General features: G+C 41.1%; 11 protein-coding genes. 3 read left to right on the top strand and 8 right to left on the bottom strand.

Annotation, left to right across the window (positions count from 1 at the left end):
• Nucleotides 1-1,173 (bottom strand): 2-isopropylmalate synthase, encoded by a 1,173-nt coding sequence (locus KO529_RS20990; protein ID WP_215949821.1) that lies wholly within the window; start codon nucleotides 1,171-1,173, stop codon nucleotides 1-3.
• 147 nt (nucleotides 1,174-1,320) lie between these two features.
• Here KO529_RS20990 and KO529_RS20985 point away from each other — a divergent pair, with 147 nt between their 5' ends.
• Nucleotides 1,321-2,865 carry a hypothetical protein gene (locus KO529_RS20985; protein WP_215949820.1) on the top strand — a complete coding sequence of 515 codons (1,545 nt, stop codon included), beginning with the start codon at nucleotides 1,321-1,323 and terminating at the stop codon, nucleotides 2,863-2,865.
• 9 nt (nucleotides 2,866-2,874) lie between these two features.
• Nucleotides 2,875-3,735 carry a DMT family transporter gene (locus KO529_RS20980; protein WP_247098000.1) on the top strand — a complete coding sequence of 287 codons (861 nt, stop codon included), beginning with the start codon at nucleotides 2,875-2,877 and terminating at the stop codon, nucleotides 3,733-3,735.
• A gap of 8 nt (nucleotides 3,736-3,743) precedes the next feature.
• Here the strand turns inward: KO529_RS20980 and KO529_RS20975 are convergent, their stop codons facing one another.
• The 3 genes from KO529_RS20975 to panB all read right to left on the bottom strand — a co-directional run bounded on the left by KO529_RS20975 (nucleotide 3,744) and on the right by panB (nucleotide 6,053).
• Nucleotides 3,744-4,268, bottom strand: a complete 525-nt coding sequence (locus KO529_RS20975; protein ID WP_215949819.1) for a DUF4252 domain-containing protein — start codon at nucleotides 4,266-4,268, stop codon at nucleotides 3,744-3,746.
• 188 nt (nucleotides 4,269-4,456) lie between these two features.
• The gene (locus tag KO529_RS20970; RefSeq protein WP_215949818.1) at nucleotides 4,457-5,155 is read right to left on the bottom strand and encodes an RluA family pseudouridine synthase; all 699 of its coding nucleotides are present in this window, start codon (nucleotides 5,153-5,155) and stop codon (nucleotides 4,457-4,459) included.
• A 79-nt stretch (nucleotides 5,156-5,234) separates the two neighbouring features.
• The gene (gene panB / locus KO529_RS20965; RefSeq protein WP_215949817.1) at nucleotides 5,235-6,053 is read right to left on the bottom strand and encodes a 3-methyl-2-oxobutanoate hydroxymethyltransferase; all 819 of its coding nucleotides are present in this window, start codon (nucleotides 6,051-6,053) and stop codon (nucleotides 5,235-5,237) included.
• Nucleotides 6,054-6,175: 122 nt separating this feature from the next.
• On the opposite strand from panB, the gene KO529_RS20960 reads away from it, so the two are divergent.
• Entirely contained in the window at nucleotides 6,176-6,637 is a 462-nt protein-coding gene (locus KO529_RS20960; RefSeq protein ID WP_215949816.1) for a nuclear transport factor 2 family protein, read from the top strand.
• A 497-nt stretch (nucleotides 6,638-7,134) separates the two neighbouring features.
• On the opposite strand, the gene KO529_RS20955 is transcribed toward KO529_RS20960, so the two are convergent.
• From KO529_RS20955 to KO529_RS20940, 4 genes are all read right to left on the bottom strand, one after another.
• Complete coding sequence (locus KO529_RS20955) at nucleotides 7,135-7,950, bottom strand: glycerophosphodiester phosphodiesterase (protein WP_215949815.1); 816 nt, start codon at nucleotides 7,948-7,950, stop codon at nucleotides 7,135-7,137.
• A 46-nt stretch (nucleotides 7,951-7,996) separates the two neighbouring features.
• On the bottom strand, nucleotides 7,997-10,126 hold the full coding sequence (locus KO529_RS20950) for a hypothetical protein (protein ID WP_215949814.1): 2,130 nt from the start codon (nucleotides 10,124-10,126) through the stop codon (nucleotides 7,997-7,999).
• 10 nt (nucleotides 10,127-10,136) lie between these two features.
• Nucleotides 10,137-11,423, bottom strand: a complete 1,287-nt coding sequence (locus KO529_RS20945; protein ID WP_215949813.1) for a DUF3748 domain-containing protein — start codon at nucleotides 11,421-11,423, stop codon at nucleotides 10,137-10,139.
• 151 nt (nucleotides 11,424-11,574) lie between these two features.
• The gene (locus KO529_RS20940) at nucleotides 11,575-13,842 is read right to left on the bottom strand and encodes a hypothetical protein (RefSeq protein ID WP_215949812.1); all 2,268 of its coding nucleotides are present in this window, start codon (nucleotides 13,840-13,842) and stop codon (nucleotides 11,575-11,577) included.
• Nucleotides 13,843-13,855: the final 13 nt, after the last annotated feature.

Below are 13,855 nucleotides of genomic sequence, written 5' to 3'. Positions count from 1 at the left end.
TTAAGCTATGCTTTTTATTTTAATGCCACTGGCAATGATGATATCATGGATATCCTCGTCAAAAATTTCTTTCTGCTTATCCGCAAATTTTAAAAACTCCTGATAAACCACATCCAGTTGGGTCTTGGTAAGTTCGTATCCTACATTTTTTGCCCTATAGGCCAATGCCGCCCTACCACTTCTTGCGGTAAGGACAATGGAAGACTCGTTTACCCCAACATCTGCTGGATCTATTATTTCATAGGTCTCCCTATTTTTGATTACTCCGTCCTGATGAATCCCCGAGCTATGGGCAAATGCGTTGGCACCTACTATGGCCTTGTTGGGTTGCACGTACACTCCCATTTTTTGGGACACCATCTGACTGGTATCGTATAGCAATTTGCTATTGATATTGGTGTCAAGGTTCAGGGTAGGGTGTTGTCTTAAGATCATTACCACTTCCTCTAGGGCAGTGTTCCCAGCCCGTTCTCCAATACCATTGATAGTACATTCAATTTGTCTGGCACCATTGATTACGCCGGCTATGGAGTTTGCGGTTGCCAATCCCAGGTCATTATGGCAATGACAGGATAAAATAGCCTTATGTATACCAGTTACGTTTTCTTTTAGGTATTTTATTTTAGCTCCGTATTCATCAGGCAAACAATAACCAGTTGTGTCGGGAATATTTAAAACCGTTGCACCGGCCTTAACGACTGCTTCACAGACCCTTGCCAAAAATTCGTTATCCGTTCTACCTGCATCCTCGGCATAAAATTCTACATCCTCAACAAAGGATTTGGCATAACTTACCGCCTCTACGGCCCGTTCTATTATAGCCTCCTTGTTAGAGTTGAACTTAAATTTAATATGTGATTCCGAAGTTCCGATACCTGTATGTATCCTTGGTCTTTTAGCATATTTTAAGGCCTCTGCCGCTACTTCAATGTCTTTTTTAACAGCACGCGTAAGTCCACATACCGTTGCATTCTTTACAATTTTTGAAATCTCCTGCACAGAATTAAAATCTCCTGGACTGGAAATTGGAAAACCCGCTTCTATAATATCTACCCCTAAAAGATCAAGTCTTTCAGCGATAATTAATTTTTGGTCCGTATCCAATTTACATCCGGGGACTTGCTCTCCATCTCTAAGTGTCGTGTCAAAAATATGTACCTTTTCTTTGCTCATTATATTTACGTAATTTTATGTGCGCTATACGAATATAGTACTAGTAGGTTTGCTAGTCCTAATCGCAAAATAGCATTTACAACGTTAAATAACTTTTTGAAGTATTTAAAACACTGATTATCAATTATATAAACCTTTATTATTACGATGACAAATGCTCATAAAGATGCATTATTCGTTTTGGTCAAATCACTTTCCAAGTCAGAGAAACGACAATTTAAATTGTATGTTGGGCGCTTGGGAGTGAATACCGATGCCAAATTTCTTGCGCTTTTTAATTTAATGGATAAAATTAAGGTATATGATGAAAAATTAATACTGGAGAATGGGATTGTAAAGAAGGCCCAATTGTCCAACTTAAAGGCCCATCTATACAAACAGATCTTGGTGAGCCTTAGGTTAAACCCGGTAAATCAGAATATAAGGGTTCAGATCCGTGAGCAATTGGATTTTGCTACAATTCTTTACCAAAAGGGACTTTATAAGCAGAGTCTTAAAATATTGGATAAGGCCAAGGCTACCGCAATTGAAAATGAGGAGAAGAATGTGGCCTATGAAATTGTTGAATTTGAGAAGTTGATAGAGACCCAGTATATTACCCGTAGTATCCCGGACAGGGCTGATGAACTGGCAGTACAGGCCAAGCAACTTTCGGCACAAAATGTAATTACCAGTAAATTATCCAACCTGGCTCTTCAGCTATATGGGCAAATGTTAAAAATTGGCTATGTTAGAAGCGATGAGGATATTAAAAGGGTTCAGAAATATTTTGACAAGCACTTGCCCAAATATAATATTGAAGACCTGGGTTTTAGGGAAAAGCTTTGGTTGTACAAGGCACATCTCTGGTACAGTTTTCTGACCCAGGATTTTTTGTCCTGCTATAAGTATTCCAGTAAATGGGTAGATCTATTTTATGATAATAAGGAAATGATCTATTTAAACCCCGTATTCTTTTTGAAGGGAAACCATTATTTGTTGGAATCCTTATTTTATGTAAAATATAGCTCCCAATTCAAGGAAACCTTGGAGAAATTGGAAAAAATTGTGGGAAGCAAGGAATTTCCGGACAATGACAATATAGCGTCCTTGGCCTTTTTATATATCAATTTAAATAAACTAAACCTTCATTTCCTGGAAGGCAATTTTGAAAAGGGCCTTTATTTGGTCAAAATCGTAGAATACGGAATCAATAAACATAAGGACAGGATAGACCAGCATCACGTCATGGTATTGTACTATAAGATTGCCTGTCTTTATTTTGGAAATGGGGACAACAAAACCTGTATTCAGTATTTAAAGAGGATCATTAATAATAAGAACCTGAAAATGCGGGAAGATTTAATGTGCTTTGCCCGAGTGCTAAGTCTAATTGCCCATTATGAGGCCGGTATGGACTATCATTTGGAAGTGCAGTTGAAAAGCACCTATAAGTTCCTGTTAAAAATGAACGATCTACACGCCGTACAAAAAGAAATGATCAAATTTTTAAGACGCTTGGGCGATATTTTCCCCCATGAGCTGCCCAATGAGTTTCAAAAGCTGTACGATGAATTAAAGAAATATGAAAACCATCCCTATGAAAAACGAGCTTTCTTATATTTGGATATTATTTCTTGGTTGGAAAGTCATCTACAAAATAAACCCGTAGCACAAATTATTAAGGAGAAGGCCATGTCCGTTACCAGATAAAATATATTCTTGAAAAGCAAAAGCCTTCACATAAACCATCTGCTGGAGATTAATCTGGCCATGATTTTTATAAGTACTTCAGGAGCTCTGGGTAGATATGTACAGTTGCCGGTACCCGTTACCATAGCTAGTAGGGCCGGCTTGGCATTTTTGTTTCTGTTGCTCTATTGTAAATGGAAGAAAATTTCGTTCCGCATTGCCAAAAAAGATTACCCTATTATTTTTTTAAGTGGTATTTTCATGGGGATTCATTGGTTGACCTATTTCTATGCCCTGCAGCTTTCCAGTGTGGCCATTGGCATGTTGTCCATGTTTACGTACCCTATCATAACTGCCTTATTGGAACCTTTGATTTTAAAAACGTCGTTCCAAAGAATTCATTTTGTTCTGGGACTTTTGGTATTGGCTGGGATCTATTTGTTGGCTCCCGACTTTGAAACCGGCAATTCGCATATTGTGGCCGTGGGTCTTGGTGTTTTTTCGGCACTGGTCTATGCTATCAGAAATATTATCTTAAAGTCCAGGGCGGCCCATTACAACGGATCCTTAATGATGACCTATCAAACGGGCATAGTAGGGTTTATTTTGGCACCGGCATTTTTTATTTATAATGTGGATGCTATTGCCGATCAATGGCCGGCACTTTTAACATTGGCCCTGTTCACTACCGCTATTGGGCATACCTTGTTCCTCAATTGTTTTAAGCACTTTAGCATTACTACGGTGAGTATCTTAAGTAGTGTGCAACCGGTATACGGAATATTGATAGGGGTGGTTTTTCTTTCGGAAATTCCGAGTTGGACAACGGTAATGGGAGGGATACTTATTTTAAGCTCAGTAGTTATTGAGAGTGTAAGGTCTTACAAATAAATTCTATACTATTTATTTATACCGGAAGTATTTGGATTATACTCCTTGGTCAGGCTTTCGGTAAGTTTTTCGAACTCGTTGTTTTTGGCCATTCCTCTTACTTTAACGGGGTCGAAATTTCCATTAAAATACAGAAATGAACCCGTTTTGTTATTATTGTTGAAGATTAAAATTTCCTTGACAGAATTTTTGCGTTCCCTTACGGAAACCACGGAACGTTTTAAATCATCATTTTTGCGAAAAATCTCGATAAAGGAATTTCCTGTAATTCCGTTCATTTGCTTGTTCAGAAAATCGGCCTTTGCAGGAGTTTCTACGGGAAACTGCATATACCTCAAATCTTTGGTATCTCCTATCAATGCATTTATTTCTGGCGATATATTGCTTAATAGGGATATCATAAAATGGGGTACGCGGATGGCGGTAACCTGGTTGTCATTTTTATGGGCCTCATAAAAGGTATCTATAGAATTGTAACTTCCACAAGAGACCAATAACATCATACCAAAAATAAATAGTGTTGTTTTGTCCATGGAAATATTTTTTACGTTGGCCACAGTAATATGGCCTTTGTTAAAGGTAATGAAAATTTAATCACTAAGAGGGATTTGAATGCTCTGACGCCCGCCCGTTCCGTTCGGGCAGGCCCGCCCAAACAGAACGGGAGGGTGTGGAATGTTGTCTGCAGTTTACTTCCGATGTCTCATTGCCCTGAGGTAATTTACTTACAGGCGTTCCAAACGCTGTCCTCAGGCGGTGGCGCTATAAGTTGCAACAATTCTTTCTTTACGGGATGTATAAAAGAAAGGCTTCTGGCATGAAGATGTATGCTACCGTCTTTATTGCTACGGTCTGCCCCGTATTTTAAATCCCCTTTTATGACACATCCAATAGCTGCCAATTGTGCCCTAATTTGATGGTGCCGTCCTGTTTTTAAATCGATTTCCAATAAAAAATACCGGTCTAGGTGCTTAATGACCTTATAGTCTAAAATGGCTTTTTTGCTATCTGGAACTTCCTTTTTATGGGCGTAGGATTTATTCTGTTTAGGATTGCGTTTCAACCAATGCGTCAAGGTATCCGCTTCCTTATCGGGCATTTTATTGACTACCGCCCAATAGGTCTTTTGGGCATCTTTTTCAGCAAACAATTTGTTGAGCCTTGGCAGGGCCTTTGAGGTTTTGGCAAAGACCACAATTCCTGTGGTTGGCCTATCTAACCGGTGTGCCACCCCTAAATAAACGTTCCCAGGTTTGTTGTGTTTAGTCTTTATATACTGTTTTACAACCTCACTTAGCGGAGTGTCCCCGGTTTTATCGCCCTGCACTATATCGCCAGCCCTTTTATTAATGGCTATAAGGTGGTTATCCTCGTATAAAACCTGAAGATTCTCAGGGGTAGAAATTGTTTTAGTGGACACTTGTATAGAATTGATTATCTAGTTCATAGGCCGTTCGCGCAATAAAGGGCAGACCCTATACGGGATATCTGTTGCCTCTTTAGTATTGCTCCTCGTCACTTGGGAAGTCCCTCGTTTTTACATCGTCTACATACTTGGAAATAGCATTGCCCATTTCCTCAAATAAGTTAAGATACCTCCGCAAGAATCTTGGATTAAATTCCTGGGTTATTCCCAAGAGGTCGTGAATTACCAGTACTTGGCCATCTACACCATTACCTGCCCCAATGCCTATAATGGGAATGGAGACACTTTCTGCTACTTCCTTGGCCAATTTGGCGGGTATTTTTTCAAGAACTATTGCAAAACATCCCATTTTTTCCAAAAGTTTGGCATCTTCAATGAGTTTATGTGCTTCGTCTTCCTCTTTGGCCCTTACATTGTAAGTGCCAAATTTATAAATGGATTGGGGGGTTAGGCCCAAATGTCCCATTACCGGTATGCCTGCGTTTAGAATTCTTTTTACAGATTCCTTTATTTCCTGTCCACCTTCTACCTTTACGGCATGGGCACCACTTTCTTTCATGATTCGGATGGCGGAGCGCAATGCCTCTTTTGGATCACTTTGATAACTTCCGAAAGGTATGTCTACAACCACTAGGGCCCGGTTTACCGCCCGTATTACAGAAGAGGCATGATAGATCATTTGGTCTAAGGTAATGGGCAGGGTGGTTTCATGTCCGGCCATAACATTACTGGCAGAATCTCCCACCAATATTACATCCACATTGGCAGCATCGACAATTTTTGCCATAGAATAATCATAAGCCGTTAACATGGAAATTTTCTCTCCGTTTTTTTTCATATCAACGAGAGATTTGACAGTTACTCTTTTGTATTCTTTTTTGGTAGCGGACATCTAAATTGTATTTGGTGGGATAAAAGTAATGATTTGTTCCAAAAATTGTGAATCTAGCAATAGTTAGTTCCCAATTTTTTATTTTTTGATTATTTTTATATGACGGTCAAGACCTTATAAATATGAATAATACTAGGCTTTTCTTTTTAGTTTTGTTGATGGCATTTAATTTTGGCAATGCCCAGAATAATGCGGAGAAGATGGTTAAAAGGACCATAGAAGCATTTTTTGAGGCCTTTCACCAACAGGATTCAATGGCATTAAAGGAAACGGTTTCCAAGGATATTGTGCTACAGACCATAGGAAAGGATGCAGATGGGAGGGAAGTGGTGAAAACCGATGATTTTAACCATTTTTTAAAATCTATAGTATCCATACCCGCCACCACAAAATTTGAAGAAAAAATAATGTCCTATAATATTCAAATTGATGGTGCCATGGCCAATGCATGGACCAACTACGAATTTTGGGTAAACGATAATTTTAGCCATTGCGGTGTAAATTCCTTTCAATTGTTTAATGACCAAGGCGCTTGGAAAATTATATATTTGATCGATACTAGAAGAAAAGAGGGCTGTGATTAATTGGTACTATTGGTTTTTTATTGTTGAAATAAATTCTATCAAGGCTTGCGGTTGATCGGTTTGTATTACAAGTATAATCTATTGTATTGGTGTTGAAAATAGGGGGTCCGGGGGAGGACTTCAATAAGAATTTTGAATGAACGATAATAAAAAAGCTACTTCCCTTGGTTAAGGGAAGGTGGATCCTTCGCTGGTAGGCGGTGGAGACAGAAGGGATTGCAAACCCGAGCCTAGGGGGAAGATTGGAGTTCATGGGAATAAAACACACCCCTAACCGCCGCCAAAATGCGGGGCAGGCCTTCACAAGGGAACCCTCCCTAACCCTCCCCCATGGGGAGGGTATTAGTTAGGTGCTAATATTGTTTAATCTAAAAAGATTCCCCTCCTTGGGAGGGGGGTAAGCCTACCATAGTTGGCAGACAGGTTTGCTCTGAGGTAATTGACTTGGCCAAGTTCATATTTTTAGGGAATCTTTGAAAAAATAATTAACGATTTTCCTAGGAAGAAAGGAATTTAATTAAAGCTTCAGGTTGATCAGTTTGTATACCATCGACCCCTAGATTCATTAGTTTCTGCCATTCCTTTTGCCATTTTTTGGGATCATTCCCATCATCGTCCACAAATACTTTGACACCTTTAGAATGTAATTTTTTTACAAAGGATTTGGAGATATGGTCCATGTCCGAAGCCATATATTTAGGGGAATATCCTTGCAGAACTTTCTTTATGTTTTTCTTGGTGCCGGGGTCTGGCATAATAAAGCATTCGGGACAGTTGGCCTTTATGGCCATAAGTTCAGTATGGGCACTGGCAGGGAGGTACCAAACAATGTCCTCCTGCATGCCATATTTTTTAATGATCGGAATCAAGGCTTTGGGATCTGCCTCTTTTAAGTCCAGATAAATACCAATTTTGTCCTGGCACAGTGCCAGGATTTCCTCGAAGGTTGGAATTTTGGTATTGCGCCATTTTTCGTCCATTTTTATTCCAATGTCCATGGCACGTAATTGGGACAAGGTATAGTCTTTCACCTTTCCTTTCTGTTCCATAACGTAGGCATCTATGGTGGCATTGTGAACACTTACAAATTCCCCATCCTTGGTGGTCCTTACATCGATTTCCACAAAATCGCATCCCAGATCAATAGCCTTCTGATAGGCGGCCAAAGAATTTTCAGGAATTCCGTTATGGGCCCCTCTATGGGCTATGACATAGGTGTTGCCATTTTTTGGTTTGGGCAGCCCGTTTTGAGGGTAGCCATAACCATGACCCATAAGGACAATGAACAATACTATTATAAAGGGCCTATGCATTGTTTTATGCTTTAAATAACCGCATGGCTATAGCCAATATAGCGGTCTATGGTTCAATCAGCTTATGGTATGCGGCCAAATAATAGGGCAGGAGGTAAAAAGTGCCTTCGTGCTCTGCATATCCATTACCTTCGTTATCATGGAGAACAGTGGCATCCCTATCCAATCTTACGTGTCCCCTTTCGTCTATTGGGAGTGCATAGGTGTCATTGCCCCAGCCCATATCTGCAGATTGTCCCGGTGTAGGGTCCAATTGTATGTCCAGGCGGTGGGTATTGTCCATATCATAACCTATGAGATCCAACGGAATGCGCTGTAAAGTTTCTGTCATGAAGCGGTTATCCAAGCTACTCTTGTAGTACCTGTCTATGCTGGCTTTGGCAAACAATGGATTTTCTGTAAACAGTTCTTGGGGCTTAAAAAAGCCTTCATCCACCTTTTGGGTAAAAAAACCGGCCATAGCTCCATAGAGTCCGTCCCAAAAGGCATTCTTTTGCTTGCTGATATGTAGCCAGGCATTCTCTAGGGCAATACGGTACATAATTTGTCTTTCCGGATTCTTCTCGTAATTTATGAGGCCGTACAGACTCATAAGACCTAGATTATTGTCCCAGGGCACTGCATTTTCTGGTGGAAAAAATTCTTTGGCGTGCATGGCGTAGATATCATAATTTTCCTTTTCGCGCAACATTTCGGCCACCTCATCATATTTGGGGTCTCCGGTTACATGCGAGGCTACATTTAGAAAGGAAAGCATCATCATGGCATTTAAACCGCGTTGGTCCCAGCCCCAAATGGAATTGAAATAGTCGGGATCAAAACTTCCCCAGCGTGTTGGTTTCCCATCATAATCCACTAATTTGAAACCATGTTTTATAAGGTGGTCGGTTACATCGGCGACCACTTGCTTAACGGCATCCTTTTCTTCCTTGGTCTCCGCAATCAAATCGTGATATATGCCATAATAAAAATAATGTCCGGCCAATTCGTCCGAGCTGGTATCGCATTTCCATCTATAATTTCCGTCATCACTAAGTGGAAAACGTGGAAAAATATCCTTCCAGAAGGGGTCGTTTTTTTGATGTCTAGTATTGTATTCCCTGCTGTATTGTTCGTTAACGGGTTCATGCCAATCCACAGGAATGATCACCCTTGCCGGAAACCCTGGTTCATGGGTAATGTCTACCAACCATTTTAGGGCAAAGAAGCTTCTGTTGGCCAGTTCCCTGGCCTCCGGATCTTTGGTAATGGCGTATCGGAAAGCCTGAGCTGCCCCGTACATAGCGGTATATTGCCCATCGTTATCGGAAATGGCCAATTCGCTGGTGTTAATATTGAATTGTTCGGTAAGATGGCTTTGGCAGATGAACCCCATCCTGTTGTGTCTGTCCTCCACCTGTTTTGTAAAATAGGCAGCCTTTTCCGCGTAGGTCATTTTCTTGGAAACAATTTGGGCAAGGCCGTTCCTTGTGGCGATCCAAGCTGTGCCCATTGGGTCAACGGCAATACTATTGACATGGTTGTCCGGTAACCATCTGCGGTTAGTCCTATAGAAAAAAACATTCTCTTCAACCCTGAAAGCTCCATTTTTGGTACCAAACCAAACCTGACCTTTTGGTCCGGGGGCTGCACAGGTGAAATGATTATAGGGCACTCCTTCCTTTCCTGTAAACAGTGTCCATTTACCTTTTTCCAAGCGGCCTATTCCTTGTTTGGAACCAAACCACAATCGGTTTTTTGTATCCACTGTTAGGGCCGCTACCTCTTTTAAGGCCCAACTGTAATTTTTGTCGGAGGGAAGCTCCTGCTTCCACTTATTGTTGCCAATTTTCACATAAAGGCCATTTTCACAACCCACATAGGTGGTATTCCCGTAATTGATTGTGCTGAGGACTTTACCGGCCTCCTCTGGTAGGCCCTTGAATTTGGGTAGGGAGATGGCCGAATTACCCTTGTTGTTGGAGGTCCATTTGGAATTTTTCCATTCATATTGCCCAGCGGAGCTAATTGCTATAGGGGTATTGTCAACTATTAATATTTGATCAATATTGCCTTGGGGAAGTCCTTCAGAAATGCCGTTGATTACGGCAACATCCTGATAAAAAGTGGTCTCCTGTGCGAAGATCCCGGAGGGGAAATGAAGGATTAAGGCTAATGAAAACAGAATTCTGAACATATTGGTTTGGTTAAAGTTCTATGACAAATATTTGCATGGTAGGGGTATTTCCGTCTTTGGAAACCATTCGATTGTAGGCTATTTTATGTCCATCGTGGGACCAAACCGGATTTTTTGGTGGATTTTGGGAAGGTTTGGTGAGGATAGTACTTTTGCCATCCTCTATTTTGAGGCCAACCAAAGAATTCTGCCACACATACACCAATCTATGATCTTTGGGATGCCAGCGAATACCGCCTTGCACGTCCGAGTCATGAAAAGTACGTTGTATGGCCTCGCCGCCCCAAGGGGATATAGTGAATATCTGTTTAATGTTATTGTCATCTTTGGCAATATAGGCAAGCATACTTCCCCCATAGGAGGAACGTACAATGCCTTCGCAACCGGGATTTTTGTTATTGGCCGTGTAGGTCAATCTACGTTGACGTGTTCCTTTGGGGGGTGCGGGCAAGCTAGTTTCTGTGCCTTCTAGGGCCGCGTCTCCCGGAATGGTAATATCTTCCGGTATATCCACAATATAAACTTCATCTACCTGTTCTCCATTGTTACTTATTGTAGAGCCTATAAAGGCCCTTGCCCTTTGTGTAGCTCCATCGGATTTTAGGTAACCCAAATGTCCTACCCAGCTGTCACCTGCCGCTTTGCTTATTTCATCGGAACCTGGCACTGGTTCTGGAACTACTTTTACCACTAGCACACTAAACCATTCCCCGGAAAAATTCTCCCCGTCCTGGGATTCAGGAACGGATATTGGGTGGTTTTTTTTGGAAACCCCAATGGTTCTAAGGTTATGGGTAAGGCCAGTGGAATCTTCCAACTTTTTCATAATGGCATCGTTATAGGTATACCCTATCCATTTTCCGTCACCGCTATATTCATGTCTATGGGTTCCTCCTCTAAGAGCCCCTACCGTATATGGAAATGAGATGTCCCTGGCATCCATAAAAATAGGTTCTCCGGGTTTGTCATCCTTTATAATTACTCCAGATCTACGCCATTGCTCGTAAGGTTTCTCTTCGGAACAGTTCAATAGTCCATGTATAAAGACTACCTCATTATTGGCATGACTATAGCTTACCGCGCCAACTCCCGGGCCATAGGCCTGGTTTTGTTGTAGTTCGTACAAAACCACTTTTTTGCCGGTTTTGACATGTATCTTTTCTATTTTTCCATTGCCGCCAATGCCACCTTTCTCTGTTCGCGTATCATAGACAAGCCATTCGTCATCTGGAGAAAAATTGTCATTGTTGTCCAAGTCATGGTTATAGGTGAGGTCCTGGGTAATTTGCTTTTCCATTTTATAATTATTTTGACCACAAGCACTAAATAGTATGGGAGTCACGAACAATAGGAGCATTGGTCTATTTTCAAATTTAAACTTCATAGGCTTTTTTGTGAAATCCATACTACTTAATTAGGTTGTTAATGTTGTAAATTCTATTCTTTAGTTATTTTTTTTCAGGAGCACTGATAACCCCTAAATATCGTCCCATCCAGTAGGGTAGCAACCAGGTGTCCCCGGCACTTATCAGTTGTTTACCATTCCCATCCCGATCCAAATCGAAAATATTTCCATTATGACGGTACAAGGGGGTCTCTGTCAAAGGCAATAGCTCCTTTGTACTTTGTAATCTAAAATTATCGGGTAGCAAGGTAATATCTTGGCGGTGGGAATTCTGCATTTCCCAATTCCTTAAATCCATTGGGTAATTTTTTAAAAACCAAATGGAATTGTCCAGATCAAAATCTTCGGCAGCTGTAGTAGCCGCATATATAAAATTCCATAGCGCATTTTTTTCAGGTCGTTCTGCCTGCCAATGGTCCTGTATACTTTTCTTGTAATCCTCCTGTAATTCTGGGGTGAAGGCGTAGGGGGTTAGTCCAAAATAGCCCAAAAAATACATTTCATCATCGGAATGGTTCCACTCGTGGGACAAGTTGGAACTAAGCTCATCGTTGTCCGAGTGACCAATTTGGCTTATAGGCCTCATCAGGTTTTCAAGATAACCGTGTTCTTCCATTAACTGATAGGCGCTGGTTTTATATTTTTCCTTTCCTGTAAATTTATAGGCAGTTTGTAGAAAACCTATAATATTTGAGGAGCCTAGCCTGCGGTCACCTACATTTTTTGGAAAGCCGTTTATATAGGAGGGGTTCCATTTTCCCCAAAGTGTAGGTTCTCCGTCTACGTCAATAATGTAGTAGTCGTTGTCCACAATATAGCTCATAAGATTGTCCATGCATTCCAGTGCACGGTCTTTCCATGCTTGGTCGTCCACCAATTCCAGGATGGCCGTAAGCGCAAAAATTTGGCCAACGGTCTGATCACTGCTTACGGTTGTTCTCCAGGTCCAATTGGAATGATCATTTCCTGGGAGCCATTCACTTGCAGGACTGCCGGACAGGAGTTCCTTTTTTTGCCAGCCCGGTTTTTTTTCATTGACCACTTTATGATCCCGCTCATAACTCCTTGCAAACAAACCTTTTATGGTAGTGATGTGGTGTAGTCTTTCCATAGCCTCAAAAGATTCATAGGCATTTAGTTTGGCCTCCTCGGATCCGGTTACCTTATATCTGTACAACTGACTTACCAGATACATGGCCGTCCACAGGTTATCACTGGGCTGATCTTTCATTACCGCGGAAGCATAGCCATTGGGGAGCTTGCTTACACTGCAGTTAAAGCCATATCTAATATTTTTTTCGCGTACCTGTTTTTCGTAGAACATGGCCTTGTCTTCCAGGGTCATTTGTTTGGTTTGTATACTTCCCACGCCATTATTGGTAAGTATAAGGACCGATTTTTCGGGACCTTTTGCAATACCAACTACTTCATTACCAGGCAACCAACGTTCCCCGGAATAGTAACTATAGCTACCATTCTCCAGAAGTTTATAAGCACCCCATGTGGTTCCAAACCAAAGTATGGCGTCAATTTCCTGAATAGTCGTTATTTCCGGCCATGGCACATTTTTAATAAGTTTATTCTCGCCCAAGTAAAAGTACCCTTTAGAGGTGCCTACCACAATTTTGGTACCCTCATTGACCAGGGCAGCACAATTGATGCCTGAACCTACATAGATTTCCTTTAAGGGTTTCCCGGGAATAAAGGCTATTATTTTTTCTGGGGAAACCAATAAAAATCTATTTTCCGTTCCCTGATATAGAATTTGTGAAATACCTGTTTCGGCGGCCAGTTTTAATTCTTGTCCTTCTTGGTTTAGGTAGGCTAGCTGCTCTCCATTGTAAACCAAGAAATGGAAATCCTTACCTCCAACCAGGAGCTTGGGATTTTCAAGACCGTGTTCTATCTGTATTTTTCCGGCCCATGCATTGCTAAAAACATGGGAGTTGTCCAAGTACACAATATGATCCTTGTACTTTGTGAAAGCAGCAATGTTCTTAGTAGCCATAGGGCTATAGGAAATATCGGGAATAAGCGTTCCAGAATAGAACTGTTGTCCGTTTTTAGGTACCAATAGGCCATTGTTGGACAGTATCTGGATATTTCTGTTGCGGTTGGATAGTATATCCTGAACCCCATTGGCTTTTTGATCTTCTGATAGATAGTATTTTACTGCATATTCCTGGGCATAGGGCGTGTCCACATAAACAGACCTGCTATTTGGATTTGTAGCTGCAGCAAGAGCTTTAACCTTGTTCTTACCGCAGCCACAAATGCATAGGATAATAATGCCTAATATGCCGTATTTCATTGTTTGAAACCTT

The organism is Arenibacter algicola (assembly GCF_018860365.1).
Classification (GTDB): Bacteria; Bacteroidota; Bacteroidia; order Flavobacteriales; family Flavobacteriaceae; genus Arenibacter; species Arenibacter algicola_B.
This window is presented reverse-complemented; position numbering and strand designations above follow the sequence as displayed.

Bases quoted from the DNA above. Each gene is read 5' to 3' on its own strand.
- KO529_RS20990 (WP_215949821.1), bottom strand. From the start codon at position 1,173: ATGAGCAAAGAAAAGGTACATATTTTTGACACGACACTTAGAGATGGA.
- panB (WP_215949817.1), bottom strand. From the start codon at position 6,053: ATGTCCGCTACCAAAAAAGAATACAAAAGAGTAACTGTCAAATCTCTC.
- KO529_RS20950 (WP_215949814.1), bottom strand. From the start codon at position 10,126: ATGTTCAGAATTCTGTTTTCATTAGCCTTAATCCTTCATTTCCCCTCC.
- KO529_RS20955 (WP_215949815.1), bottom strand. From the start codon at position 7,950: ATGCATAGGCCCTTTATAATAGTATTGTTCATTGTCCTTATGGGTCAT.
- KO529_RS20985 (WP_215949820.1), top strand. From the start codon at position 1,321: ATGACAAATGCTCATAAAGATGCATTATTCGTTTTGGTCAAATCACTT.
- KO529_RS20975 (WP_215949819.1), bottom strand. From the start codon at position 4,268: ATGGACAAAACAACACTATTTATTTTTGGTATGATGTTATTGGTCTCT.
- KO529_RS20940 (WP_215949812.1), bottom strand. From the start codon at position 13,842: ATGAAATACGGCATATTAGGCATTATTATCCTATGCATTTGTGGCTGC.
- KO529_RS20960 (WP_215949816.1), top strand. From the start codon at position 6,176: ATGAATAATACTAGGCTTTTCTTTTTAGTTTTGTTGATGGCATTTAAT.
- KO529_RS20945 (WP_215949813.1), bottom strand. From the start codon at position 11,423: ATGGAAAAGCAAATTACCCAGGACCTCACCTATAACCATGACTTGGAC.